The organism is Cellvibrio sp. ATLC23 (assembly GCF_057196725.1).
In genome coordinates, this window is the sequence record NZ_JBXUOS010000008.1 from 126049 (window position 1) to 151025 (window position 24977).

Below are 24977 nucleotides of genomic sequence, written 5' to 3' on the forward strand. Positions count from 1 at the left end.
GTATTTGGTAAAAATTCAGCTCATAGTTTTCCACGTTTAGCGTTTGATTGATTGCGATGCACCAATCCATACAACACCGGCAATACCAACAGCGTTAGTAGCGTCGATGAAATAATCCCACCAATCACCACTGTCGCTAATGGCCGTTGCACTTCTGCGCCTATACCAATGTTAAAGGCCATGGGTACAAAACCTAAACTGGCGACGAGTGCGGTCATAAGTACCGGGCGTAGACGGGTGAGTGCGCCTTGGATGATGGCATTCATTAAATCGCCGTTTTCCAAATAAAGTTGGCGGATAAACGCGAGCATCACTAATCCATTTAAGACGGCAATACCGGAGAGTGCAATAAACCCTACACCGGCAGACATGGACATGGGCATGTCGCGCAGCCAGAGCGCGAGTACACCGCCGGTTAAGGCGAGTGGTACGCCGGTGAAAATAATTAGCGCGTCTTTAAGCGAGCCAAACGCCATCACCAATAAGGCGATCACCATTAAGAGTGTGAGTGGTACTACGAGGGTTAAGCGTTTACTGGCCGATTCGAGTTGCTCAAAAGTGCCGCCGTAATCCAGCCAATAACCGGCCGGTAATTTGACTTCGTTATTGATGCGCGCTTGTACTTCGCTAACAAAGGAGCCTAAATCGCGGCCGCGCACATTGGCGGTGACGACGACTAAACGTTTGCCGTTTTCGCGACTGATTTGATTGGGCGCGGGCGCAAGTTCGATGCTAGCGATTTCATTGAGCGGTACAAAAAATGGTTCGATGCTGATCGGCACCGGCAAACGCTCCAGCGCGAGCAGATCATTGCGCAGGTTTTCCGGCAGGCGCACCACAATATCAAAACGGCGATCACCTTCATAAATTAAACCAGCGGTTTCACCGGCCAGTGCAGTGGCGACAAAATCTTGCAAGCTAGTCACCGTTAAACCATAAGCCACCAGTTGATGGCGTTTAGGGGTGATGGTTAATACCGGCAAACCTGTGACCTGCTCCATGCGCGCATCGGCGGCGCCGGGAATTTTTTCCACAACTTCTAAAATTTCCGCGGCCGATGTTTGCAGTTGCTCCAAGTCATCGCCAATCACTTTTATGCCTAAATCTGAACGCACACCGGAAATCAATTCGTTAAAACGCATTTGAATTGGTTGGGTGAATTCGTAATTGTTACCGGGTAATTCGCGCACGGCGGTTTCAATCGCTTCCACCAAATCCGATTTTTCCCGTTTTGGATTTGGCCATTCGCTGCGCGGTTTAAAAATGACAAAGTTGTCGGCAACAGAAGGCGGCATTGGGTCGGTGGCAACATCGGCGGTGCCGAGTTTGGCAAATACTTTATCCACTTCCGGAAATTGTTTAATGCGCGCTTCAAGCACAGTTTGCATCGCCACTGCCTGTTCCAAACCTGTGCCGGGAATGCGCAATGCGTGCAGCGCTATATCGCCTTCATCCAATTGCGGAATAAATTCCGAACCCAAACGCGTGGCGAGCCAAACACTGAACAGTACTAACACCAGTGAACCGCCCAATACCAAAGCGCGCCATTGAAATGCGCGCATTAATAAGGGTTGATAAAGTTTTTTCGCTGTTTGCATAAAACGGTTTTCATGTTCGGCGACTTTGCCGTTCATGATGAGTGCAATTGCAGCCGGCACAAAGGTGAGTGACAAAATTAATGCCGAGGTTAAGGCGATCACCACGGTAATGGCCATAGGGTGAAACATTTTTCCCTCCACACCGGTGAGGGTAAAAATCGGCAAGTACACCAGAGTGATAATGCCCACCCCAAATAAACTCGGGCGAATCACTTCGCTGGTGGCTTCATAGGCGAGTTGCAATCGGTCTTTTAATGCGAGCTGTCCGCCTTTTTGCGCTTCACCTAAACGGCGAATACAGTTTTCGACAATAATTACCGCGCCGTCGACAATCAAACCAAAATCCAATGCGCCGAGGCTCATTAAGTTTGCCGACACACCGGCTTCAACCATGCCGGTAATGGTCATCAACATGGCGATGGGAATAACCGCCGCAGTGATGAGTGCGGCGCGCAGATTGCCGAGCAATAAAAATAAAACCGCGATCACCAGGAGCGCGCCTTCGAGCAGATTTTTTTGTACGGTGGCGATGGTTTTATCCACCAGTTGGGTGCGGTCATACACAGCAACCGCTTGAACTCCTTCCGGCAGCGAGCGATTAATTTCTTCCAGTTTTTCTGCCAGCGCGCGTGCCACGGTGCGCGAGTTTTCGCCCATCAACATCATCGCCGTACCGATAACCGTTTCGCGGCCATTTTGAGTGGCGGCGCCGGTGCGCAATTCTTTGCCAATGGCCACCTGGGCAATATCGCCAATACGCACCATCACCCCCTTGGCATTGGTCACAGTCACATTTTCAATATCGGCAATGCTGGCGAGTTGCCCCGGGGTGCGCACCAACAATTGTTGGCCGTCGCGCTCTAAGTAACCGGCACCGCGATTGTCGTTATTGCTGTTAAGTGCGTGGATGACATCCTCAAAACTGAGCTGCCATTGCAACAATTTTACCGGGTCGGGCGTGATGTGATATTGCCGGGTGTAGCCGCCAATCGCGTTAATTTCCACCACGCCTTTAACTTGCATTAATTGCGGGCGGATGACCCAATCTTGCAATTCGCGCAGTGCCATAGCATCAAACTGTTTAGGATCCTGCGCCTCAAGCGTATACATAAAAATTTCACCGAGACCGGTGGCGATGGGCCCCATAGTCGGCTCGATATTGTCTGGCAGGCTCGATTTAATTTGGCCGAGGCGCTGGTTAATAAGATTGCGCGCAAAATAAATATCGGTGCCTTCTTCAAACACTACGGTGACTTGCGATAAACCATAGCGCGACAGCGAGCGGGTATAGGCGAGTTTGGGCATACCGGCGAGCGCAGTTTCCACCGGATAGGTAATGCGCTGCTCCGCCTCTAAGGGCGAGTAACCGGGCGCTTCGGTATTGATTTGCACCTGCACATTGGTGATGTCGGGCACTGCATCAATCGGCAGCCGCTGGTAATTCCACAGGCCGAGTGCGATAAGCCCAAACACGGCGACAAGCACCAGCCAACGGCGCGCGATGGCCGTGCGTAAAATCGATTCAATCATCTTGTTTGCTCCCTAGTGATCGTGAGTCGCGCCAGATTTCTCCAGGTCGGACTTGAGCAAAAAAGCGTTATCCACCACATAGGTATCACCCGCGTTCAGGCCGCTGAGCACCTCGGTAAATTGGCCGTCGCTGCGCCCCAGTTCGAGCGGGCGTATCTCATAGGTATCGCCGATGTGGATAAATACTACCTGCCAATCGCGAAACGACTGCAGCGCGCGGTTATCTACCAGCAGCGGCACCGGAGTTCGGGCTATATCAACCCAAGCTTCTACGGCTTGGTTGAGCACCCAGTTGCCGGCGCTGTTATCCACCGGCGCATGCACTTCCAGCGTAGGGGTTTCGCCGTGGCGAGGGGTGATGTACTCGCTGCGGGTGCTGGCTTGAGTGCCATTAGCGCTGAAAGTAATGGTTTGACCTGTAGTGATTTTGCTGGCATCGGCAGGAAACGCCTGCAAATGCAGCTCTAATACGCGCTCATCGAGCAAGGTAAATAAGACTTTGTCGGCGCTGAACTCACCCGGGTTGGCATGGCGCTCCACCACCACCCCATCAATCGGCGCCAGCAATGGGTATTCGCGCAGGCTTTCGTTGGATTCCACGGTCGCCAATACATCGCCCGCTTTGACGCGCGCACCAATGGTGGGTTTTACCGAGCGGATCAGCCCCGGGTAGCGCGCCTGAATATGGCTGACCCGCAGCGGGTCGGCGACGATTACGCCGTAGAGTTTAATGCGCTCCTGCAGCTCACCCGCCCTCGCAATAGCGGTGCTAATGCCAGAGGCGGCGGCCAGCTGCTCGCTCAGGGTGATGCGCCCCTCGTAGGAGGGATAATCCCATTGGTATTGCTTGTTTTGGTAGCTGGCCGTCACCTTCACATCAAACGAGTGCGGTTCTTCCACCACTCCCTGGCCGCGCAGAAAGTCCTGCTCGGCGGTAAAGGCAAAGCGATTCACTTCGCCACCCAAGCGGGTGAGTTGGACTTCCAGTTTCCAGTCGGTGGGTTTAAGCGGCTTGCCATCCCAGCTTGCCCAAGCGCGATATTCGGGCGGAACGCCCTGCTCAACTATCGCCAATTCGACCACCAAGTCGCCATCTTCCAGCAGGCGACCATTGTGTGGGCCTTTTTCCGGCGCTTCTTCGTGGTGTTCATCCTGGCCGTGATCGTCATGGTGGTCGTGATCGCCAGAGGCCAAGAGCTGGGCAGACAAACCCAAGCTGGCGGTTAAGATCAGGGTTTTAATAAATAGATTCATGGTGCAGTCTCAGCTAATGAGGTTGATGCCAGTGGGCGGACGCGGTCAAACGCTCCAGTTCAATACGGGTTTCATGGGCGCGCACGGCGGTGGCGATCAGCGCAGCGCGCGCGTCCAGCAGTTCGCGCTGGGCGAAGGCCAGTTCGAGCGAGCTGTAGCGACCCTGTTCGAACGCAGCGGCAGTGGCGCTATAGGCCTCTTGCAGCAACGGCAGGATTTGATCGCGCAGGCTGTGCAGGGCGCTGAGGGCTTGGGTGTGTTCGCTATAGACTTGGTTTAAACGGGCTTCCAGCTGGATTTTGGCGCTATCTTCCGCAAAAGCGGCGGCATCCTGCTCGGCGCGCGCCTTGTTGATCGCCCCGCTGGCGCGTTTGCCACTGGCGAGCGGAATATTCACGCCCAGTACCAGCGCCTGTTCATCGCTCGCCTGTAGCTGGCGCACACCGGCATTCCAGCCCAGCGTCATCTGGCCTTGGGCTTCGGCCTTGCGCAGCTCAGCCGCCTGCAGCCGGGTGGTGTTGGCGAGCAGCAGTAAATCTGGGTTGTTGGCCAGGCGTATTTGCCAATCAGCGAGCGCTGCGGGGTTAGTAAGCGATAACAAATAACCCCTGGCGCGAGTGAAATCTGGCGTGCTATCGGCCCAGTAGGCACTCAGTTTTAGCATCTCCAGCTGCACTTGTTGGCGGGTTTTACTTAGCTCTAAGTTGGCGCTGGCCTCGGCGGCGCGGGCGCGCAATAACTCCTCTTTCGGCGCCCGCCCCGCTTGTACCCGCCGGTTCAAACTGGCGACTAGGCTGTGCGCCAGTTGCTGCGCCTGCTCTTGAACCTGCAGTTGTTCCTGGGCGGCAAGCAGCGCGATAAAGCGGTAATTCACAGCGGCGACCAGATCTAAAACCGCGACCCGCTGTTCCGTCGCCAAGTGTTGCTGGCGGGCAGTGACTGCCTGGATGCGGGCGTCGCGCTGGTCGCCCAGTTCGATAATCGAGGCAAAGGAAAGGGTCAATTCAGCGCCATCAACGCCGGAGAGCTCCCCCGAACCGGCGATATTTTCCAGCTCTGAATGCAGGCGCAGTTCCGGCCGCAGGGCGGCAGTAGTCTGTTCACCGGCCAGCGCGGCGCGGCGAAATTGGTATCCCCCTAGCTGGGGGTTGTGCTGCAAACTGGCGCTGAGCGCCTGTTGCAGGCTGATGCTCTCGGCCGCAACAGGCCAAGCTAAAGCGCCCGCCAACAAGGGCAGCGCAAATAACAATTTGTTCATGGTCAATCCTGTCGTGAGCCAGTCACGTAAAACCGAACAGGGAGTCGTCATCCTCGCGTAGCGGGGATCCATAAAAACGAAAGCTGGGCTTTCAATCAGAGCTGGACTCCCGCGAGCGGGAGTGACGGACGAGTTGTAGGTTAAAAGCTCAGGCAGAAACCGGCGGCGCGCGCAGTAAAGGCCGCCAATGGAGGGAAATAGGAGGGTAAAAAGCGCGATAGGCGCAGATAAAAACAGCGCGAGGCAGGATTAGCAGCACCAGCGACAAGGCCGCGATTAGCCCCAGCGCCCAATCGATTTTGCTTAGCTTGGCACTGGATTGCGCCAGTATCGATTGCACCAAATCCACATCGACATCCTGATGCAGCTCATCGGCATGGTGCTCAAGGTGCCCATTCATCACACTCATCTGCACCGACACTGGCGGCTCTTGGCCATCAAAACACAAATGCCCATGAGCGCCCGCCCAGCTGCTGAGCAACCAGAAGGCGAGAGCGACAAAGGCAAATTGATGGGAGCGTGTAAGCATGGGGTTCGGCGCCGATAAAGATGAGCAGAGCATACTCAACTCACTGGCCGCTGCCTAGCCTTAATCTTCCCGGGCAAACTGGCATCTGCCTTATTTTGGGGCTAGGGTTAAGCTCACATCATTGTGGTTGTTGTTCAGTAATCTTCAATTTCTAGTAGGAACGGAGTAATCCTTATGTTAGTCAATATCTCGGTTTCCAAACGCTTGGGTGGCGGTTTTGCGCTGGTGACATTAACGTTTGTGGCGCTGCTGATTTTTGTTGCGCAGGCATTTCAGGCGGAGCACTCAACCACTAAGTTAATTTTGAGCAACTTTATACCTGGCACCAGCACGCTCTATTCGTCAGACCGGGATTTACAACAAGCATTGGTGGCCGAGCGCACGCTGATCGCAACGGATTCTGCCAGTGAAAAATTTGAGTCACTGCTGGCAGATCATGCAGAAAACAAACAGCAAGCACGCGATAGGGTCGATAAGTTTTTCGGCCTTATGTCCGACGACAAGCTGAGTGAGTTGATGCATAACTACACCGGTTTGCGCGATACCTGGGAGGCATCTACCGATCAGGTTATTGCCTTGGTTAAACAGGGGGATCAGGCGGCAGCATTGCAATTGAGTACCGGCAAAGCGGCGGAAGATTTTGAAGCGATGCGCAATGAACTGGATTTAATGCAGGACCGGTTGGAGCAAATTCTCGCTGATAAACACGAGTCGGCGGTGGCAAATTTCCGCAGTACCTCGCTGGCGATGGTGATCACCGCTTTGATTGGTGTGTTGTTAGCGGTGGTATTGTCGGTTGCCTTGTTTCGCAGCATTACTGCGCCGCTACAAACGGTGGTGCATGCAGTGCGTCAATTGGCCGAGGGCAATCTTACTTTTCGCAACAACGATATGCGCAAAGATGAATTCGGCGAGCTATTGAATGCAATGAATGAATCGATGGAGCGCTTATCGCAAACCGTGACCGATATATTGCAAACCTCGGATGCTCTTTCCAGTGCCTCTGCGCAGGTATCTGCCACCACCCAAAGCCTGAGCCAATCCACCACCGAGCAAGCTAGTAGTGTGGAGCAAATATCGGCCACGCTAGAGCAAATTTCCGGCTCGGTCGCGCAGAATTCTGACAACGCCAAAATCACCGATGGCATAGCGGCAAAAGCGGCGCAGCAAGCCAAAGAAGGCGGCGAGACAGTGACAAAAACGGTAGATGCCATGCGCTTGGTGGCCGAAAAAGTCGCTATTATCGACGACATTGCCTACCAGACTAATTTGCTCGCGCTCAACGCAGCAATTGAAGCCGGGCGCGCGGGCGAACATGGGCGCGGTTTTGCGGTAGTGGCCAGCGAAGTGCGCAAACTCGCAGAGCGCAGCCGCGTAGCCGCACAGGAAATCGATGCGCTCACCAACAGCAACGTACAACTGGTTGAACGCGCCGGTCAGCTATTGGATGACATGGTGCCCGCCATCACCAAAACCTCAGACTTGGTACAGGAAATTTCAGCCAGCTCAGTGGAGCAATCCGGTGGTTTGTCCGAAGTCAATGTCGCCATGAGCCAAATCAACAGCGCCACCCAACAAAACGCCGCCGCCGCCGAAGAGCTGGCGGCAACGGCAGAACAGACCAATGACCAATCACACCACCTGCAACAGCTGATGTCGTTCTTCAAATTGGCAAGTTAATCGCCCGTCTTTTTTTCCCCCAAGTTAAAAACTTCCCTTATCACCAGTGGCTCGTGCAGCGACTGGTGATGGGGTTTTTGCCGTTCATTTTGTATTAAATCTGTTCATATCAAGTAATAATTATTTGCCTATGTTCACTTTTGAACATATCCTTAAAAGGAAGTGTGTTTGAACTGGAGCAAAAAAATGAAAACAGCGCAGCCCCTGCCCGCCGTTAATGAAGCCCAAATGAGCCGTGTTGCGGTGAAATTGTTTTTTGGTATCGCCGAAGAATGGAGCCTGACCGATGAACAGCGCTGCACCCTCGCCGGGTTAGGAACTCGCACCACTCTGCACAATTGGCGACAAAAACTAGCATCCGGTGAGCCTATCAAACTGGGCAAAGACACACTGGAGCGATTGTCTTACCTCGCCGGAATCTATAAGGGTGTACAACTGTTGTTTGCTGATCCCGCGCAGTGGAAAACCTGGGTGCGCAAACCCAATCGCGACTTTGGCGGCGCCTCTGCTTTGGAGCGCATGTTGGCCGGGCGCGTGGTGGACTTGGTGGATGTACGCCGCTATGTAGATGGCTGGCGCGGTGAGGTTTATGTTTGATGACCGCCGCAATCCAATACAGGGAAGTTCACAGCAACAGCTACCGCCTGATCCCCAGCCATTTCCCGCCGATCTCACTCTTTGAAAACCTGCTCGACCCCAGCGAACTGGACGCAGCGTATGCGCTCGAAAGCCTGACCAATGATCGCTTGCAAGACCAAGCGGGCAATATCACTCTGGTCGCGCCGGAAGATCGTGTAACCGGGCCGGGCACTACAGCCATCATGGCCGCCTTCACCCACACCGGAATCGCCAGCCGTTTTACCGATGGCCGCTTCGGCATTTATTACGCTGGATTGAGTTTGGAAACCGCGCTGGCCGAATCCCGCTTCAGCCGCACTCGATTTTTACAAGCGACCAATGAGTCGCCACAGATGCTCACCATGCGCTGCTATACCTGCGAAGTGCACTCAACATTAGTAGACGTTCGCGCCGACGCAGAAGCCCACAATCCCGCTAGTTTCATCCACGCCCAAGCCATAGGCCGGCAACTAAAAGCGCAAAACGAAATGGGCATTTTGTATAACTCAGTGCGTCATCTGGGCGGCGAATGCATAGCCGCACTGCGCCCAAAAGCCTTAACCCCACCGGCTATCCAAGCGGGGCATTACCAGTTTTATTGGGATGGGAATTCGATAACGCATGTGTTGGCGGTGGCGGAAGTGCAGTAATTACCCCGCCACAAACACCGGTGCAAATCCACCACCTTGCGTGCGGAAGTTGGTGGTTTGGCCTTGGTATAAACGCGCCGCGAGTAGCTGGATTTTTCCAGCGTAGACATAGGCGCGGATATCCATTTTTAATTGCTGTTTTTCATCATCGACTAAAATGCCGCGTTCGCTGGGTGGTACTTGTTGTTGCGCGATGTAATCGCCCTGCAGGATTTCATCCCACACGCGTTTGGTAATTTTGTCGCCGCGATAGGCGGCTTTGCTGCCGTAGCCGGTGGCGGGTTTAAAAAATAATTGTTTGCGCGCGTGCCATAATTCATCGGCGCGTTCAGCTGTGACTAATTGTGTGCGCGGTATTCCCGCCAGCAGTGTTTTAATATCCTCAGTGTTTGCACCCAAGTCGCTGAGTTGTTGTGCATCACTTAATACAACCAGATTGCGTTTATCGGCGTAAAGTGCGTGATGGAATGGATTAGGTGTAAGCACTACCGCATCCAGTTCATAAGCGCTGCGCAAGGTTTGGTTGATGGGTTGCGCCAGCGAAAAATCGGTTAAACGGTTGTATACCAAATCGATAACTTGATCCTGATAAAATAACTCTTCTGAATTTAATTCCAGTTCGCGCGGATCGACAATCAGCGTTTTAATGCCTGCTCGTTCAAAGAGTGATTGCGCCAATAAAAATTCCGGATAAAGAAATTGTCTGGTTGGATCTTCATCCACTATTGCAATAGTCCGCAGCGGTTGATCGCCGCGCGCCAATTGCCATTCGCGCAAAAACATGGCGATAAATTCACTTTCTATTTGCGGTTGCAACAGTGCGGGAAAACTTCCGCTTGCATTGCAACAGGCAGTTTGCGCGCTGAGCAGCACCGCATTTAAAAATCCACCGCCGGCGTTGGTATTAATTTCAATAATTTGCGGGCCGAGATCGCTTAAATGAAAATCAAAACCCATAAATACACCAGCATGTAAACTGGGCTTTTGGGCGATAGCGGGAGCATTATTGAATACTCTCGTGCGATAGGCTGGCAATTCAGTAACCCGTGTTACTGCCTCCACCAATTGCTGCAACTGTTGCCACTGTGCGGGCGAGATAAATACAGCGGTGTGGGAAAATAATTGCTGATGATTGTGTAAAACTTCTGCTGGCAGGGGTTGGGCTTGCAAACGCGCGAGCAACTGGTCGCGCTCCAGAGTTTTGCAATAGCAGCCGCGATTCAATTCCTCGGCGGCAGAGCTGCAATCAATTTCACATTTGTTCACAGTGAATACCTATGGAAATTATTTAACTCGCCAATGTTTTTGCATTTCCAAATACATAAACGATGCCGTCCAGGCGATTAATAGCAATCCAGTCAATGCCTCCACGCCCGCCAAAAAGCGCAGCCAACCGGTGGGTACTAAATCGCCAAAACCGAGTGAGGTATAACAGGTTAATGAAAAATAAATACAGTCGATAAAACCGCGACTGGGTGTACCAAACAAACCATGCCCTTCAATGTCACCACCCATAAGTTGGCCGAAGTCACCGAATTGCATATAGGCGTAGTAGGCCAAAGCGAAAATTAATACTTCTAACAAATGTGCAAAAAAGCAGGCGAACAAACTGAATAAAATACTAATGCGCGGTGTGGTTTTGGATTTAAATAATGTATTACTGAGAATGTTGATGGCTTCAAAATGAATCAACACACAGACTGCGACCACCACAAAATTAATCAGTAGAGAAATCAGCATTCTTAATCTGCCTGTTGTTTGTTTGTGAGACTGTGCGTTGGAGTGTTAGAGCCAGGCAAGCCAATCGAGATAATCGCCACCAGCAGCAGAAAAATAACGCTACCCCAGAGGCACAGTGATAAACCGCCCTGCTGATAAAGATAGCCGGATAATAGGGTTCCTACCAAGCGCCCGCAGGCATTGGCCATATAATAAAAACCCACATCGAGCGATACACCATTGCCTTTGGCGTAACTGACAATTAAATAGGAGTGCAGCGAGGAGTTGATAGCAAAGGCGATGCCGAACAAAATCAAACCGGTGATTAATACCAGCGCGACAGATAAGTTGGTGCTGAGCGCCAAGGCCAAACCCGCTGTGACCAGCGTTAATATAACGGCCCACAAAAGTGCTGCCTTACCGGTAGGTGCCGCCTGAGTTTTGCTGCGCAGAATTAGCGGCGCGATAGATTGCACCAAACCATAACCTATCACCCAGCTGGCGAGAAAACCGCCCACCCACCAAAAACTCCAGCCGAGTTGGCTGCTTAAAAAAACCGGCAGCGCGATTACAAACCAAATATCCCGCGCGCCAAATAAAAATAGCCGCGCGGCAGATAAAATATTTATCGCGCGGCTTTTGGAAAATAATTCCTTAAATTTGGGTTTGTTTTTCGCCTTGCCTAAATCGTGTTTGAGTGTGATTACACTGGCAAGCCATACCAATGCCAGCGCAGCGGCCATGGCCAACACCGCGCCCTTAAAACTTAATAGCGCGAGTAATGCACCACCGAGAAAAAATCCCACGCCTTTTAAGGCATTTTTTGAGCCGGTGAGCAGCGCGATCCATTTAAATAGTGTGCCATGCTGGTCGCCCGGCACCAATAATTTAATCGCACTTTTGGCACTCATTTTATTTAAATCTTTGGCGATGCCCGACAGCGCCTGCGCGCCCATCACCAGCGGCACACTGAGCCAGTGGCTGGGCACCGCGAGTAGTGCAAGCGCAGCTACTTGCAGTGCCAAGCCGATATTCATGGTGCGATTCAAACCAATACGCGCACCCAAATAACCGCCAAACAAATTGGTGACAATGCCAAAAATTTCATAAAACAAAAACAGCGCAGCAATTTGCAGCGGGCTGTAACCCAGCTGATGAAAGTGCAACACCACCAACATGCGCAGCGCGCCGTCGGTGAGTGTAAACGCCCAATAATTGCCGGTGACTATGGCGTATTGACGGACTCTAGGTGTGGTTAAAATTTTCATCTGAGTTCAATGGATTGGTTGCTGTTTAAAACTTCGCGGAGCTGGTCATCTTCCGATGTTTGGCGCTGTTTGTTTCTTCCGCCGCTGAGCCAAGAAAAAAATTGGGGAAATGTAATTTCTAATACAGCTGCTGCCAAAAATAGTAGACACAGAGCCATTCCTAAACGTAGATAAAAAATCCAGACTAAGCTGATACCTTGTTGATAAAGCCATTCCCAAAGAATATTTTTTAAGGGGTAGTCATGCGTCAGGAAAATAAAAAATGAATATCCAGATAAGCGTAGAAGTCCAATTTTTAAACGAGAGCGACAAAATCCTTGTGCACAGATTATTAACAAATACATACCAATAAGAATGACTGCTTTTTGTATTGGCAAGGAATACCAATGGTAAATAGTTTGGTACCAGAGGCTCATTGATGGCTCGAGGTAGATGCGCGCAGCTGTTAGTAAGCTATAGATTATTAATAGCTGGAAAATAGTATTTCGGTTGGGGTTTAATAATAATTTAAGGCTATCTTCATTTCCACGCAGTGAAAACCAGGCACCAATAACAAAAAAAGTCAGCGTATCATTGTTAAGAAAATAACGGCTCTCCCAAATGGGAAAAATCTGCCAGTCCATTAACCAGAAAAACAACAAAATAGCTGGCACTAATGTTGAAAATCGCTGGATTAATAAATAAATATAAGGCGTTAAAAAAAACAATATCATCAGATCTCTAACAAACCAGAATTGGCTGCCATTGGGATAAAGCCACCACACCACAAAAAATTGTTTCCAGCTGCCTAGGTAGGGTTGATTGGCTAATATTAAAGTTGGATATTGATCGTAAAACCAAATTAACAAGCTGATGAACAGTGTCGGCAATAGAATAGTTACAACGCGATTTTTTAACTTGGTTGCTAATATTGATAAAGTAAATGTTGACCCTTGAAAAAACAGAAAACCTGACATGAGTGAAAAAATTGGCACTGCAGCGCGGCCAATAATATTGTGTATGAATTCTTGAGCTAAATAGTTGCCAGTGTAAGTGCCCATAAACGGCTGGCTGTGATAGTGGATTGCTACTATAAGTAAAATTGCCAATAAGCTCGTTATGCGCAATGTATCCGAGAGTTCCTTCCAAATTTTCATAGTTTATTATTCTCTGTGATTATTATAGTTACCCACCCATAAATTATGGTTGGACTGACCTCTAACAAGACTCAACCGCCGTCAATAGCGCCTCGATTGCCGGCGGTGTGAAACCTTAGAATGTGTGCAAACCAACAAATTTTACCAGTTCGACGGTGCGATTGGCATAACCCCACTCGTTGTCGTACCAAGCGTAAATTTTTACCAATGAATTGTTTACCACCATGGTCGATAGCGCATCCACAATCGATGACAGCGGGTTGCCACAAAAATCGCTCGATACTAGCGGACGCGTTTCATAACCGAGAATATCTTTTAAGTAGGTTTCGCTCGCAGTTTTTAACAATGCATTTACTTCATCCACACTGGTGGCGCGCTCCACTTCAAACACGCAGTCAGTCAGCGAACCGGTCGCCAGCGGTACCCGCACCGCATGGCCATTTAATTTGCCGCGCAACTCGGGAAAAATTTCAGCGATGGCGGTAGCCGATCCGGTACTGGTAGGAATTAAATTGGAATGGGATGCGCGCGCGCGGCGCAGATCTTTATGCGGCTGATCCAGTATTGATTGGGTATTGGTTAAATCGTGAATAGTGGTGATGGCGCCGTGTTTGATGCCGAGCTGTTCATGAATCACTTTTACTACGGGCGCGAGGCAGTTGGTGGTGCAAGAAGCGGCGGTGACTATGCGATGGCTCGCTGGATCAAATAAATGCTGATTCACACCCATCACCACATTTAATACACTCGGCTCTTTTACCGGCGCACTCACCACCACACGTTTTACGCCCTGATCCAAATAGGCTTGCAGTAATTTCACCTCGCGCATTTTGCCGCTGGCTTCAATCACCAAATCGCAGTTGCTCCAATCGGTTTCGCCAATACTTTTATTGCGGCTAAAGGCAATTTTTTTGCCATCAATAATAATGGCATTTTCATCTGCGCTGGTTTCCGGCGCCCACTGGCCTTGCACTGAATCAAATTTCAGCAGATGCGCAAAAGTAGCGGCATCACCTGCTGGGTCATTAATCTGTACAAATTCAAATTCCGGCCAGTGCCAGCTGGCGCGCAGTGCTAAACGGCCAATGCGACCAAAACCATTAATACCAATTTTGATTTTTTTCATGGTTAACTCTCAGTGAATGTTGAATGGTTTGGATCAACAGCAGCGGACTGGCCGATCGGCCATAGCGCACAAGCGTTGACAATTCTCTGCCAGCCAATCGCTATTGGCATTGAGCATGGTGTGTAAAATTTCGGATACCCAGGTTGGCAGCTCAGGATGCAAACGGTAATACACCCACTGCCCCTGGCGGCGATCGGCAAGCAGACCGCTTTCGCGTAGCAGTGCCAAATGGCGGGAAATTTTCGGTTGGATTTCATCGAGCGCGCAGGTGAGTTCACACACACACAGCTCTTTTTCGCGCGCCACTAACAGCGCAATGCGGGCGCGGGTTTCGTCGGCGAGGGTTTTGCTTAACTCGGCTGGATTCATGGGCTACATCTTTTTAATAACATATGAATAAACGTATATATTAAAAAGTGTATGTTTATTTTTGCAGAAGAGCAAGCCTGCTCATTAAGTGGCGTGTGTGGATGAGGCTTAACAGAGGGAGGGAATGCGCCAGAGTGATGACTCTGGCGCATGGATGACTAGCTGAGCAGTGCGCCCTTCACAGTTTTACCGGCGGGGATGCGGAAGTTGATACGGGATTCCGGAATACCTACTGAGGCCATCAGGGTGCGGGCGTAGGCGGTGAGGGTTTCGCTACCGGCGATGTCGGCACTGGCCGATAAACCCGTGGTGGAGTTGATGCCGGTCGCGCGCATTAGGCGATGGCCGGAATTGCTCCAGGCCTCTAGGCCGCCGATCACTCCGGGTTTGATATTGGCGCCGATCATCATATTCACGCAGGAGCTGTTGTGATGGTCGCGCCCGCCGGTGGCATTGCGCCCCAAAGTGCGGCCAAAAATATCGTAAGTGGCGAAGTTAATACTGTTTTGCAAACCCTCGGCTTTAACCAAATTCCAATAGGTCACCAGATTGTTTAGCTGGGCGATGGTGAGGCGCGTTTCTTGACTGAGATCATCATCGTTGTGGTTGTCGCCTGAGTAGGCGTAGCGCACCACAATCACCGGTGCGAGATTGACCTTGGCCATGGCAACGGCGGCTTTGATTTGATCGCCAAAACTTGATCCGGTGACCTCGGTCAACAAACCTCCCAGTTGGTTGCCGAGCGTCGTGGCCTGGCTGCGGGACGAGGCGTGTGCATCCAAATAGCGCAGTTGTGCGGCGGTGCCATTGGTTTTTACATTTTTATAGATGGTGTCGATGGTGTTGGCATAGAGCTTCGCCATGTTGTCGACGGTTGCGGCAGGCTGTGTGCCGACAAACAGGTTTTTGACATCGAGCGGCGAATAGCGGGTGATTGCCACATTTTCCGATGTCAGTGTGCCCAAGCCCCCGCCGCTGTTTAACACCATGGGAGTGCTGAGCACACTGGGCATCGCCGGGTCTTGCAAGAGGATTTCCTGCATTAACGCCGATTGGATTTCTTCAGTGCCGCGCCCGGTTTTGCTGACTAATACACTGTTGACTGTGTGTACGCGGGTGCCTTCCGGATGCCCGTTGGCCGCCGTGCGCAAGTGGAACATTGCCAGGTGGTCGAGCAAATCCTGTGGCAGGTAAGAGAAAAACTTAGCCGCCGTCACTTGGGTGTTACCCATTTTAATTTGTGCGGAGTTGCTGAAATCGCTAGCGGTGACATTGTTGCCATTGACCTGCCCCAGTACACCCGTACCCAATTGCGCGGTGCTCGGGCGACCTATGGCAAAACGCGGGTCGTTGCTATCGCTTGAGTAGGTGCCGCCTGCATAACTATTGATGGCTTCGCCATCATCCGACATCGCCAGAATCAAGGATTTGCCTGCGGTACCTACGGCGTAAGTAGGCATAGCCCCGCTCATTAAAAAGCTCACCGGCAGGCCAGTTGCCGCTGCGCGCAGGCACAGGGCAACGGCGCTGCTGCCGCGTAGAAAGTTGCGTCTACTGATGCTGTTAGTTGTTTTCATGTTAAAACCCCATAGCCATAACAGAGGGCGCCGAGCAGGCGAATGTCCAGACTTCTTTGAGCGCAACCACAGCATTGGCGGCCTTCATGCCACACTGAATGGTGGTTTGGTTTGCTGTAATGATATCGAGGCCGGCGGTGGTGCAATTGGTTTGGTGCATTTGTATGTCGTACATTTTCTTGAGCGCGGCGCGGGTTGTACTCCATTCGGCCGACTCCGGTGGAATGCCCATAATGTAGGTAGTCATCTCATCCAAGCTGCGCGTGGGGTTGCTGGCGTTGAATATTTTCTCGTAGTTGGTGCCGGTCGCCCCGGCGTTGAACGACACCAGCGAGTTGCCCGCCGTTTCACACAGTTGGCGGTAGCCCATGGTGAGGAATGGGTCGATATTGACCGATTGAATTAAATCTATACTCCCGCGTGAGAATTCATCCTCTGGCAACAGACCCGCTTTTGCACGTGCAGTGCCCGAGAGATTGCACACATTGGTGGTAGTTGATGGCGGCAGCCCTTGGGAGGCGCGCACTTGATCAAGGCGCGCTTTAATACTGGCGCAGAAATGGTTGGTGCGATTGATAACAACCGAGGGGCCAGCCTCTGCAAACGCATCGGTATAACTCACACCGGTAATCATTGGCGAGGCAAACAGTTCAACGGCAAGGGTTTTGAGCTTGTAGCCACTGTTCTTGAACACCTCAACCAAGCGCAAATATTCCGCGCTGTTGCTATCGCATGGTGCCGAGTTGGCCCAGTTACACATCTTGCCGACCCAGGCATTGGCAAAGTTAGGGTGGTTAAAGATGGCCTTGCCCAAATCGTCGAGCGAATTCAGCGGGGCGCTGCTGCCGTGAAACGCAAAGGCGGCGGTAACTTTGGTGGGTGTGGTCAGCGCGCGGCTGCGGAACACGTGATACGAATTTTTAAACACCTGACGCATCGGATCCATCATGCGGTGGCAGGCATAACATTCCGCGTTGTTTGGACCGGCGTGAGCGTTATCGATTGCACTTTGGTCGCCAGACGGCGTGATGTCACCCGCTTCAAAGGTTAAACCCAAGCCGGCAATCATGGTTTGGTTTGCCGTTACGCGGAAGCTATTGCCGGTATTGCTTTCCCAGCTTTGGAAAAAGGCGGGTGTAGTAAAAAAGCCCACGCGAGGTGCGTATAAGCTATAGCTGCCACCCGCCGGGATGGCTCTTAAACCGCTCACCATACCTTGCGTATCGGAGAAAGCAGCGCGACTGGTGCCCTGTACCAAACGCACGGTACGCCAGTCACTGTAGTCATCGATACCGCTACAAATAGCGGTTTCATCCACGCCGCCACCGTCGTTGTCGCCACATAAATTAGCAAAGGATCTGAGATCGGTTCCAAAAGGGAAACGCGCCTCATAATCTGCATAACTTAACGCAGTCAGGATGGCGGTGGTCACCTCCCACTCGCGGGTAGTGGCAACGGTGCGGAAATCTTTATTGCTGGTGAAGATTTTGTAGGCTGTGCGCACAAAACTCTCTTCCAGGGTGGAGATCAGTTTCACTCCATCCATCACTTTGGCGTTGTTGAGCACATCAAACTGGTTGCGCCATTGGGTGTCTGGATTGACATTCTTTTGCTGCAAAGCGAGCTGCAAAAACGATTTGAATTTCACTTCAAATTCGGGTGTCGCCATCCAATCAGTAATCTGTTTTTTCAGCGCAGTCTGATCAAGGCTGGTGCCAGCGGGGCTCACTTTATTCAATTCAGCGCCGGTGACTGCGCCGCCGTGCAGCAGCAATTTCACTTTATTGAGCGCGTTAAAAGGCCGTGTCGGCTCAAAGGGTTTGGTCGCTGGTGGCTCGGGAATATCGGCGGCCGCGGCTATGTCGCCCACCCATTTTTGGAAGCATTGGAAGTGCGCTGGTGAGACGCCAGTACTAGTGCCAAACGGCATTTTTTGTGCGCATTGCGTACCGGAATTAGGGTCGACTAATTTAAGCAACAGCGAGTTGCTCGGGTTGTTCAGGTCGATAACTTTCTCGCCACCACATTTACTGTTAACTGAATTCACATTGCCCAAACGATGCGCAATTTCTTCCAGTGTACCGGTCAGCGCAAACTTGGCGGCCTGACTGGGGCTGGCAGCATGGCAGGAGGAGTTGGTGCAATTCAGTTCCGCGCTTTGCATCAAGGTTTGCATGTTGGAACAGTCTACCGATGCCACCGGGGTAGAACTGGCGGCACTGCTAGAACTTTTGGCCACCGAGCTGGAGCTTTTGGCGCCAAACTGATTTGCTACATAAGCCGCTACATCTGCTGCACACTGGCCGACACAGTTAGCTGGGTTACCCTGCGGCATGGTCAGGTCAATTTTTGATATCAGCGTATTGTTGCTGACACGTGCGGGAATATTGCTAAACAGTGCCCCGCCAGCGTGACACCCTGCACACTGGGCTGCAAACAGGGTTGCGCCGGTGGCGGCATTGCCTGGCTGTACGGCGGTAGAGCTTTTGGCACTGCTGGAACTTTTAGCAACTGAACTGTTGATTACTGAATTGGTACTGGATGCACTGCTCGCTTTGGTGTAAGTCAACGCGACAGCGGTGGTCGGTGCCGAGGGAATGCTATCGATCAGGCTGATAACTTTGTATTCATAGGCACCGGGAATAGCTGCCAAGCTATCGTCATAGGTCACTGTATTGGGTGCGGTTTTAGTCAAGCTGATCCAGCGCGCATCGCTGCCTTTGCGGCGCACGATAAATCCAGTCTCGTTGGCATTTACATCGGCCCAGGTCAAGCTCGCCAATCCGGTGACCTGGCTGATGGTGCCTTTAAGACTTTGTGGTGCTACCGGCGGGGCGGTTAGGACGATGGCAGGTACATTAGTCGGATTACTTTTGGTCAGCGACATTTTGAAATAGACCGGCACTCGCTCGGCAATATTGATCGCCCCGGCTACGGAACGCAGCGCTTCAATACCGGCATTGAGGTCGAAATCGGCGCTGTTGATTAAAATCGGTTTGCGCGGTGTAAGGGTGATGCTGGTGGCGCTGAGTTTGAGCAGGGTGGCATCAAAGGTGATCGCCTGGGTAACACCGTGCAGAGTCAAATTGCCGTTGAAAGTTTGAGTGCTCACACTGCCCACTGCTAGTGCATCAATGGCGGTTAAATTCAGCTGGGTAGTGAAATGTAAATTGGGCAGCATGCTGGTTTCAAACAGCAGGTTTTGCATACGGGTATTGCGCAGGTCGATGCCGGTCAGCACGCTGGTTAAAGGAATCGTCAAAGTGGCGGTACCATTGCTCGCCACTGTGCCTTGTAGTTGGCTGAAAGTGAAATTCTCCGCCACGCTGGTATTTTTGATCGAAACAAAATGCAGTGATGATTTACTGGTATCAACAAGCCAGCTCGCGCTGCCTAAAGTCTGGCTGTAGGCCGATGCACCGGTCATCAGCAATCCTGTCGTTAGCAGTGCGATTTTCAGAAATGTTTTCATGATGTTTTTTCTCTCTGCACATCTGATTAACGAGCGTCGAAGATGAGGGTGAAATCCACCGGCGCGGTAGCGCTGATAGAGGCAATGCCCACCGCTGCTCGCAGTGCTTCAATACCATTGGTCAGGGCGTAATCAGCCGGGTTGACCAGCACCGGGGCGATGGTTTGCACAGCAACACGTGTAGCACTCAATTTATGCACCGAAAGCTTGGTAGTCAGCGTTGTTTTTACACCGTGTAAATCCAGTTCGGCGCTGATGTTTTGTTGGGTTTCTGCGCCAATCGCCAAACTGCTGAGCAGATTGCTTGGTAAGTTAACGGTGGCCGTTGCGGTGGGGAATTGCGTGGTTTGAAAGAGTAAATCGCGCAGGCGTTGATCGCGCAGGGTGATGCCGCTGTTCACGCTATTTAGGTCAATAACCAGCTTGGCAACGTTTTGGGTGATATCGCCGGACAAGCTGGCGAAATGACTCACTTCAAGCGTATGGGTGTTTTTTGCGCTGACAAAGTTGAGGTAAGAATTGGCCGAGTCCAGCTGCCAGGTGCTGGTTGCAGCGGCGCTACTCTTGGATGAACTGCTTACCGCTGCCAATGAACTCTTGCTGCTGCTTGATAATTTGCTACTAAGTGTACTGCTGGCAGATGAACTGGATAGGCCAATGCTGCTCGACACCACTCGGCTATAAGAAGATACGCTGGAAAAATGTGCGCTACTGTTAAGTACACTGCTGGCAGAGGAGCTAGACAGGCCAAGGCTTGAGCTAGAAGGTGCGATACTGGATGCCACTGAGCTGCTATTGGCTTCTACTGAAACGGCCGAGCTTGAGTCAACCGCAGGTGCACTACTGGATCCCGGCGCAGGTGAGGCATCGCTAGATTCGATAGGGCTACCGCCGCAGGCGTATAACAATGCAATCGAACTACAGAGTGCAATTCCTTTGAGCAAGGTAGTGGCAAATGATTGAGTTAGCATGACGATTGCTCTTTAAATTAAGAATAAAAATTCTGGGGGAACTCGCAAGAATCTTTGCGGTGCAGGTTATACAAAACACTGCCAGCAACAAGAAAGGCGATAAATAAAAATGCGCCGTACACTGTCATTACAAATTCATAGCTGACATTGTGATTCCAGTTGCGCGCAATACCGAGGTAGCACGCAAACAACCAAGAGACCGATGAAATAGCACCGGTAATTACTACCAAAATTTGTTCGTGGGCAGAAAATGTCAGCAGGCCACTGGGAGAGGTAATACGCGCGAAACTGAAAAAGTGCAGCAGCAATCCATTGAGTGTCAGAATTGATACCACGGTGTATTTCGCCCAGAGTTTTTCATTTAACAGATATTGTTGAGGGTCATCTAAATAGCCCATCACAACCAGCGTCAAGCCTGAAATCCAGAGCGCAACCAGAGCGACAAACATCACATCTGCCGACTTTGATAGCTCTTGAATGGCGGTTTTTGATAAGGGTTTACCGAGCGATTTTGCCAGCGCTAAATCCTGAATCAGCAGAATCCCAATAGAGATACAGGCGGCAATTAAATGGATGTAAACGATCAATGTTTTCATAAATCCTCTGCATTTAGACAAAGCTTCGCCACAGCCAATGCCTATCAATGGCTGAAGTTGATGGGTGCGTCTCTTGTCTCAACTCGTTAAATAATTAAACCAAGCAGTTAAACCAATCTTATTTATATAACCACTGCCTGAACAACAAGCAGCAGTGGAGTGAGCCATACCATTTCATGGAAGTTATCCTAGTGAAATGCTGACTGCGTTTTGGTTAACTGGGAAAACGGAACAGCGGAATTATGTCCTTTGTGCTGAGTGGAGCATCAGCATAAACGGATCTAAAGCAGCACTGCTATTAGACCTTCTCCTTATTGATACCGCACTTTACAAAGCTTTTCACTCGGATTCTATTTGGTAGTTCTCACAATCATATTGACGCCTTACACAACGCTAGAAAAGATAGTGCCTCTAATATCGATCTGCACATTTTTTAACCTTGCCAAAATTTGCCTCGGCTGCTAAGGTGCGCGCACTTTTTTATGTGAAGTCGTTAACAGTTATGATTCGGTTACCCTCGGCATTAACGCCGCCTTAGTTTTTCTCTCCCTCCGTTAGTTTGCGTTCGGCTATTGCTGGCGTGCGATGTTTTATATTCTTTTGTTTTGCTAATAAATTTGCGTCTGCGCTGTAATGTTTAATATGGCTGCGCAGTTGTATTTGTTATAACCGCAAATTGTGTGCGATTTTTAATAGGTATTTTTTATGTTAACGACCCTGAAACAACAATGGTTTTCTAATGTGCGCGGCGATTTTTTATCGGGCCTGGTGGTCGCGCTCGCATTAATTCCGGAAGCGATTGCCTTTTCAATTATCGCGGGGGTCGATCCTAAAATCGGTTTGTATGCCTCCTTCTCTATGGCGGTTGTGATTGCGTTTGCCGGTGGTCGCCCGGCGATGATCTCTGCCGCGACCGGTGCCATGGCGCTGTTGATGGTGACCTTAGTAAAAGAACACGGCTTGCAATATTTATTGGCGGCGACGCTTTTAACTGGCGCGATTCAAATCGTCGCGGGTTATTTGCGCTTGGGCGATTTGATGGGTTTTGTCTCCCGTTCAGTCGTCACCGGTTTTGTAAATGCGCTGGCGATTTTAATTTTTATGGCGCAGTTGCCCGAGCTTACCGATGTCACCTGGCATGTGTACGCCATGACCGCTGCGGGGCTCGGCATTATCTATTTGTTTCCCTATATTCCAAAAGTTGGAAAAATAATTCCCTCGCCACTGGTTTGCATTCTGGTGCTCACTGCGATTGCATTAATTTTCAAAATTGATATTCGCACCGTAGGCGATATGGGTGACCTACCCGATACCTTGCCGATTTTTTTGTGGCCAGAAGTACCGCTCAATCTTGAAACCTTAATGATTATTCTGCCCTACTCGATTCCACTGGCAGCAGTCGGTTTATTGGAATCCATGATGACAGCCACAATTGTGGATGACATGACCGATACCACCAGCGATAAAAATCGCGAGTGCAAAGGCCAGGGAATTGCCAACCTCGCCACCGGTTTGCTCGGCGGCATGGCCGGTTGTGCAATGATTGGGCAGTCAGTGATTAACGTAAAATCCGGTGGCCGCACGCGTTTATCAACATTTCTCGCCGGCGCGCTCCTATTAATCATGGTGGTGTTTTTAAGCGATTGGATTTCTATTATTCCAATGGCGGCATTAGTCGCCGTGATGATTATGGTATCCATTGGCACCTTTAGTTGGGCTTCCATTCGCAATCTAAAAACCCATCCGCTTTCATCTAATATCGTTATGCTCACCACGGTGAGTGTGGTAGTTGCCACTCATAATTTGGCTTATGGTGTATTTATTGGTGTGCTTATGGCCGCTATGTTTTTCGCCAACAAAATTGGCCACTACATGGCAGTCACCTCGGAGCTTAACGAAGAAAAAACCCAGCGCACTTATCAAGTCTACGGCGAAGTATTTTTCCGCTCTGCCGATATGTTTGTGAGTGGCTTTGATATGAAAGAAAAAATTTCAAAAGTGATTATCGATCTAACCCACGCGCATTTTTGGGATATCACCTCAGTCGCCGCACTCGACAAAGTCGTACTTAAATTCCGCAAAGAAGGCGTTGAAGTGGATGTAATCAATATGAACAAAGCGACCACCACCATTGTGGATGATTTTGGCGTACACCATAAGCCGGAAGAGATTACTCAGGTGATGGGACATTAGCCAGTTACAAAAAAGTCGCCCGTTAAAAACCCATCTATAGATCTCCATCCTTATCTCATAGCGAATGTGCAAAAAACACATTCGCTATTTTTCGACAGTAGCGCTGACAACCATCTCCAAATAGCGGGACAAAAAATCGCAGCCACTTCAGCAGCAGGCGAAAGTTGTAACCAATGCCTGCCAATAATGTATGAATCTTGTCGCCATCAATACCTTTTAAGAAATTACGCCCCAAGGCATGATCTGATTTCAAATGCCCAATGATCGGTTCTACCACGCTACGTGGTTTTAATTCTTTCTTAATCGTACCTTTGACTCCACGTTTTTAGCCTGATTTAAATACGCGATGTTTGTGTTCATAACTATGACCTTGATAACCCTTGTCCACATAAATTCGCTCGGGTGTTACTCCCGTTTGCTCTGTGTATGAGTTCAATACGGGAGCCAATGTGTGACCATCAAATGGGTTTTGATGTAAGGCACCAATATGTAAAACAAAATGTCCCCCGGGAGCGGCATTAATGTTGGTGGTAACCGATACTTTGCATCCGAATTCGTAAGGTTTATGGGCTTTACTCTTGCCAATACATTCGGTTTCTGGCGCGTGCCATGAATAGATTTTTCCTTTGCTATGCCGCTGTTGGTTTTTGATGCTGAGCGCTTTTAAAAGATCGCCGGTAAAAATGTCTTTTAGTACTTCATTCCCCTGTATTTTACGGCTTATATCGCGAATCACTCGACCTAAACGGGTGCGGATAAATTGCTCTTCTCGTTTCGCACGTTTCATTTGTTTTGCGTGACGATAGCGACCACTTTTTATCGCCGCGCGTTTCACCACACGCTCATAGGTCTGGCGCAAATTCAGGTGGTGTTCTTTGGCAAGCGCTGTCAGTGAATTAATCGCTGTTTTCATCAAGCCAACATCGGTTGGAAAGGAAACTGCTTTGGGTTGTACGGTGGTATCCACCACAATGCGTTTGAGCTGATTTGTTTTTAATGCTTTTGTGTCAAATGCAATACGTAAACTTTCTTGCAATAGTTTTTCAAAGAAAGCTTCGCCGACACGCTTGCGCCAATGTGTCATCGCAGAACGCTGAATAGGAAACTCATGCTGAAAAAACTCTTCGCCAAAAAAATATTGATAGTAGGGATTTTCAACCCATCGCTCACAGACAGCTTCGTCCGATAGCTGATACATACTTTTTAAAATATGTAAGCCAACCATTAGGCGCGATGGAATCGCTGGGCGACCTTCGGCCGCAAAGAATGGCTGAACCTGCTGATCTATATGCGCCCAGTCAACCTGTTCGCTGAGTCGTGCAAGCTCGTGTCGAGTATTGATGATTTGGGTTAATCGCGAACGAAAAAAAACATCGCTTTTAACTTCTTTTGGTGGCGAGGCTTCATGAATAACACTCTCCAAATTGCAAGCT

The 24977-nt window shown here is 50.4% G+C and carries 18 protein-coding genes and 1 pseudogene; 4 read left to right on the top strand and 15 right to left on the bottom strand.

Annotated elements, in window-relative coordinates; translation table 11 throughout:
- Positions 1 to 20: 20 nt before the first annotated feature.
- The 4 genes from AC2CG4_RS13855 to AC2CG4_RS13870 all read right to left on the bottom strand — a co-directional run bounded on the left by AC2CG4_RS13855 (position 21) and on the right by AC2CG4_RS13870 (position 6169).
- A complete protein-coding gene (locus tag AC2CG4_RS13855) occupies positions 21 to 3128 on the bottom strand; it encodes an efflux RND transporter permease subunit (protein WP_484486828.1) in 3108 nt (1035 codons plus the stop codon).
- A 12-nt stretch (positions 3129 to 3140) separates the two neighbouring features.
- Positions 3141 to 4382, bottom strand: coding sequence for an efflux RND transporter periplasmic adaptor subunit (locus AC2CG4_RS13860; protein WP_484486829.1), 1242 nt, complete (start codon positions 4380 to 4382; stop codon positions 3141 to 3143).
- 13 nt (positions 4383 to 4395) lie between these two features.
- On the bottom strand, positions 4396 to 5640 hold the full coding sequence (locus AC2CG4_RS13865; RefSeq protein ID WP_484486830.1) for a TolC family protein: 1245 nt from the start codon (positions 5638 to 5640) through the stop codon (positions 4396 to 4398).
- 148 nt (positions 5641 to 5788) lie between these two features.
- Positions 5789 to 6169, bottom strand: coding sequence for a hypothetical protein (locus AC2CG4_RS13870; RefSeq protein WP_484486831.1), 381 nt, complete (start codon positions 6167 to 6169; stop codon positions 5789 to 5791).
- A 174-nt stretch (positions 6170 to 6343) separates the two neighbouring features.
- On the opposite strand from AC2CG4_RS13870, the gene AC2CG4_RS13875 reads away from it, so the two are divergent.
- The 3 genes from AC2CG4_RS13875 to AC2CG4_RS13885 all read left to right on the top strand — a co-directional run bounded on the left by AC2CG4_RS13875 (position 6344) and on the right by AC2CG4_RS13885 (position 9117).
- Positions 6344 to 7849 carry a methyl-accepting chemotaxis protein gene (locus tag AC2CG4_RS13875; protein WP_484486832.1) on the top strand — a complete coding sequence of 502 codons (1506 nt, stop codon included), beginning with the start codon at positions 6344 to 6346 and terminating at the stop codon, positions 7847 to 7849.
- A 186-nt stretch (positions 7850 to 8035) separates the two neighbouring features.
- The gene (locus tag AC2CG4_RS13880) at positions 8036 to 8446 is read left to right on the top strand and encodes an MbcA/ParS/Xre antitoxin family protein (RefSeq protein ID WP_484486833.1); all 411 of its coding nucleotides are present in this window, start codon (positions 8036 to 8038) and stop codon (positions 8444 to 8446) included.
- Entirely contained in the window at positions 8446 to 9117 is a 672-nt protein-coding gene (locus tag AC2CG4_RS13885; RefSeq protein WP_484486834.1) for an RES family NAD+ phosphorylase, read from the top strand. Before AC2CG4_RS13880 ends, AC2CG4_RS13885 begins: the two co-directional genes overlap by 1 nt.
- Here AC2CG4_RS13885 and AC2CG4_RS13890 read toward each other — a convergent pair whose 3' ends face one another.
- From AC2CG4_RS13890 to AC2CG4_RS13935, 10 genes are all read right to left on the bottom strand, one after another.
- A complete protein-coding gene (locus AC2CG4_RS13890) occupies positions 9118 to 10383 on the bottom strand; it encodes a hypothetical protein (protein ID WP_484486835.1) in 1266 nt (421 codons plus the stop codon).
- Between the two features lie 18 nt (positions 10384 to 10401).
- Entirely contained in the window at positions 10402 to 10857 is a 456-nt protein-coding gene (locus tag AC2CG4_RS13895) for an ion channel (protein ID WP_484486836.1), read from the bottom strand.
- 2 nt (positions 10858 to 10859) lie between these two features.
- Positions 10860 to 12104, bottom strand: coding sequence for an organoarsenical effux MFS transporter ArsJ (gene arsJ, locus AC2CG4_RS13900; protein ID WP_484486837.1), 1245 nt, complete (start codon positions 12102 to 12104; stop codon positions 10860 to 10862).
- A complete protein-coding gene (locus tag AC2CG4_RS13905; protein ID WP_484486838.1) occupies positions 12101 to 13240 on the bottom strand; it encodes an acyltransferase family protein in 1140 nt (379 codons plus the stop codon). The genes arsJ and AC2CG4_RS13905 overlap by 4 nt, the downstream gene beginning before the upstream one ends.
- Positions 13241 to 13355: 115 nt before the next feature.
- The gene (locus AC2CG4_RS13910; RefSeq protein WP_484486839.1) at positions 13356 to 14366 is read right to left on the bottom strand and encodes an ArsJ-associated glyceraldehyde-3-phosphate dehydrogenase; all 1011 of its coding nucleotides are present in this window, start codon (positions 14364 to 14366) and stop codon (positions 13356 to 13358) included.
- A gap of 33 nt (positions 14367 to 14399) precedes the next feature.
- Positions 14400 to 14735 carry a metalloregulator ArsR/SmtB family transcription factor gene (locus tag AC2CG4_RS13915; RefSeq protein ID WP_484486840.1) on the bottom strand — a complete coding sequence of 112 codons (336 nt, stop codon included), beginning with the start codon at positions 14733 to 14735 and terminating at the stop codon, positions 14400 to 14402.
- 158 nt (positions 14736 to 14893) lie between these two features.
- Positions 14894 to 16312 (bottom strand): DUF1501 domain-containing protein, encoded by a 1419-nt coding sequence (locus AC2CG4_RS13920; RefSeq protein ID WP_484486841.1) that lies wholly within the window; start codon positions 16310 to 16312, stop codon positions 14894 to 14896.
- A gap of 1 nt (position 16313) precedes the next feature.
- On the bottom strand, positions 16314 to 19784 hold the full coding sequence (locus AC2CG4_RS13925) for a YceI family protein (RefSeq protein WP_484486842.1): 3471 nt from the start codon (positions 19782 to 19784) through the stop codon (positions 16314 to 16316).
- A gap of 26 nt (positions 19785 to 19810) precedes the next feature.
- Positions 19811 to 20755 (bottom strand): YceI family protein, encoded by a 945-nt coding sequence (locus tag AC2CG4_RS13930; protein ID WP_484486843.1) that lies wholly within the window; start codon positions 20753 to 20755, stop codon positions 19811 to 19813.
- A 17-nt stretch (positions 20756 to 20772) separates the two neighbouring features.
- The gene (locus AC2CG4_RS13935) at positions 20773 to 21351 is read right to left on the bottom strand and encodes a DUF2214 domain-containing protein (RefSeq protein ID WP_484486844.1); all 579 of its coding nucleotides are present in this window, start codon (positions 21349 to 21351) and stop codon (positions 20773 to 20775) included.
- Positions 21352 to 22056: 705 nt separating this feature from the next.
- On the opposite strand from AC2CG4_RS13935, the gene AC2CG4_RS13940 reads away from it, so the two are divergent.
- On the top strand, positions 22057 to 23544 hold the full coding sequence (locus tag AC2CG4_RS13940) for a SulP family inorganic anion transporter (protein WP_484486845.1): 1488 nt from the start codon (positions 22057 to 22059) through the stop codon (positions 23542 to 23544).
- Between the two features lie 50 nt (positions 23545 to 23594).
- On the opposite strand, the pseudogene AC2CG4_RS13945 reads toward AC2CG4_RS13940, so the two are convergent.
- Positions 23595 to 24955: pseudogene (locus AC2CG4_RS13945) on the bottom strand (IS5 family transposase).
- Positions 24956 to 24977: the final 22 nt, after the last annotated feature.

What these genes read in the sequence shown, in the direction of transcription:
- AC2CG4_RS13915 (WP_484486840.1), bottom strand. Translation starts at nt 14,735, where the DNA reads ATGAATCCAGCCGAGTTAAGCAAAACCCTCGCCGACGAAACCCGCGCC.
- AC2CG4_RS13925 (WP_484486842.1), bottom strand. Translation starts at nt 19,784, where the DNA reads ATGAAAACATTTCTGAAAATCGCACTGCTAACGACAGGATTGCTGATG.
- AC2CG4_RS13935 (WP_484486844.1), bottom strand. Translation starts at nt 21,351, where the DNA reads ATGAAAACATTGATCGTTTACATCCATTTAATTGCCGCCTGTATCTCT.
- AC2CG4_RS13865 (WP_484486830.1), bottom strand. Translation starts at nt 5,640, where the DNA reads ATGAACAAATTGTTATTTGCGCTGCCCTTGTTGGCGGGCGCTTTAGCT.
- AC2CG4_RS13920 (WP_484486841.1), bottom strand. Translation starts at nt 16,312, where the DNA reads ATGAAAACAACTAACAGCATCAGTAGACGCAACTTTCTACGCGGCAGC.
- AC2CG4_RS13895 (WP_484486836.1), bottom strand. Translation starts at nt 10,857, where the DNA reads ATGCTGATTTCTCTACTGATTAATTTTGTGGTGGTCGCAGTCTGTGTG.
- AC2CG4_RS13875 (WP_484486832.1), top strand. Translation starts at nt 6,344, where the DNA reads ATGTTAGTCAATATCTCGGTTTCCAAACGCTTGGGTGGCGGTTTTGCG.
- AC2CG4_RS13880 (WP_484486833.1), top strand. Translation starts at nt 8,036, where the DNA reads ATGAAAACAGCGCAGCCCCTGCCCGCCGTTAATGAAGCCCAAATGAGC.
- arsJ (WP_484486837.1), bottom strand. Translation starts at nt 12,104, where the DNA reads ATGAAAATTTTAACCACACCTAGAGTCCGTCAATACGCCATAGTCACC.
- AC2CG4_RS13870 (WP_484486831.1), bottom strand. Translation starts at nt 6,169, where the DNA reads ATGCTTACACGCTCCCATCAATTTGCCTTTGTCGCTCTCGCCTTCTGG.
- AC2CG4_RS13930 (WP_484486843.1), bottom strand. Translation starts at nt 20,755, where the DNA reads ATGCTAACTCAATCATTTGCCACTACCTTGCTCAAAGGAATTGCACTC.
- AC2CG4_RS13910 (WP_484486839.1), bottom strand. Translation starts at nt 14,366, where the DNA reads ATGAAAAAAATCAAAATTGGTATTAATGGTTTTGGTCGCATTGGCCGT.
- AC2CG4_RS13885 (WP_484486834.1), top strand. Translation starts at nt 8,446, where the DNA reads ATGACCGCCGCAATCCAATACAGGGAAGTTCACAGCAACAGCTACCGC.
- AC2CG4_RS13905 (WP_484486838.1), bottom strand. Translation starts at nt 13,240, where the DNA reads ATGAAAATTTGGAAGGAACTCTCGGATACATTGCGCATAACGAGCTTA.
- AC2CG4_RS13855 (WP_484486828.1), bottom strand. Translation starts at nt 3,128, where the DNA reads ATGATTGAATCGATTTTACGCACGGCCATCGCGCGCCGTTGGCTGGTG.
- AC2CG4_RS13860 (WP_484486829.1), bottom strand. Translation starts at nt 4,382, where the DNA reads ATGAATCTATTTATTAAAACCCTGATCTTAACCGCCAGCTTGGGTTTG.
- AC2CG4_RS13940 (WP_484486845.1), top strand. Translation starts at nt 22,057, where the DNA reads ATGTTAACGACCCTGAAACAACAATGGTTTTCTAATGTGCGCGGCGAT.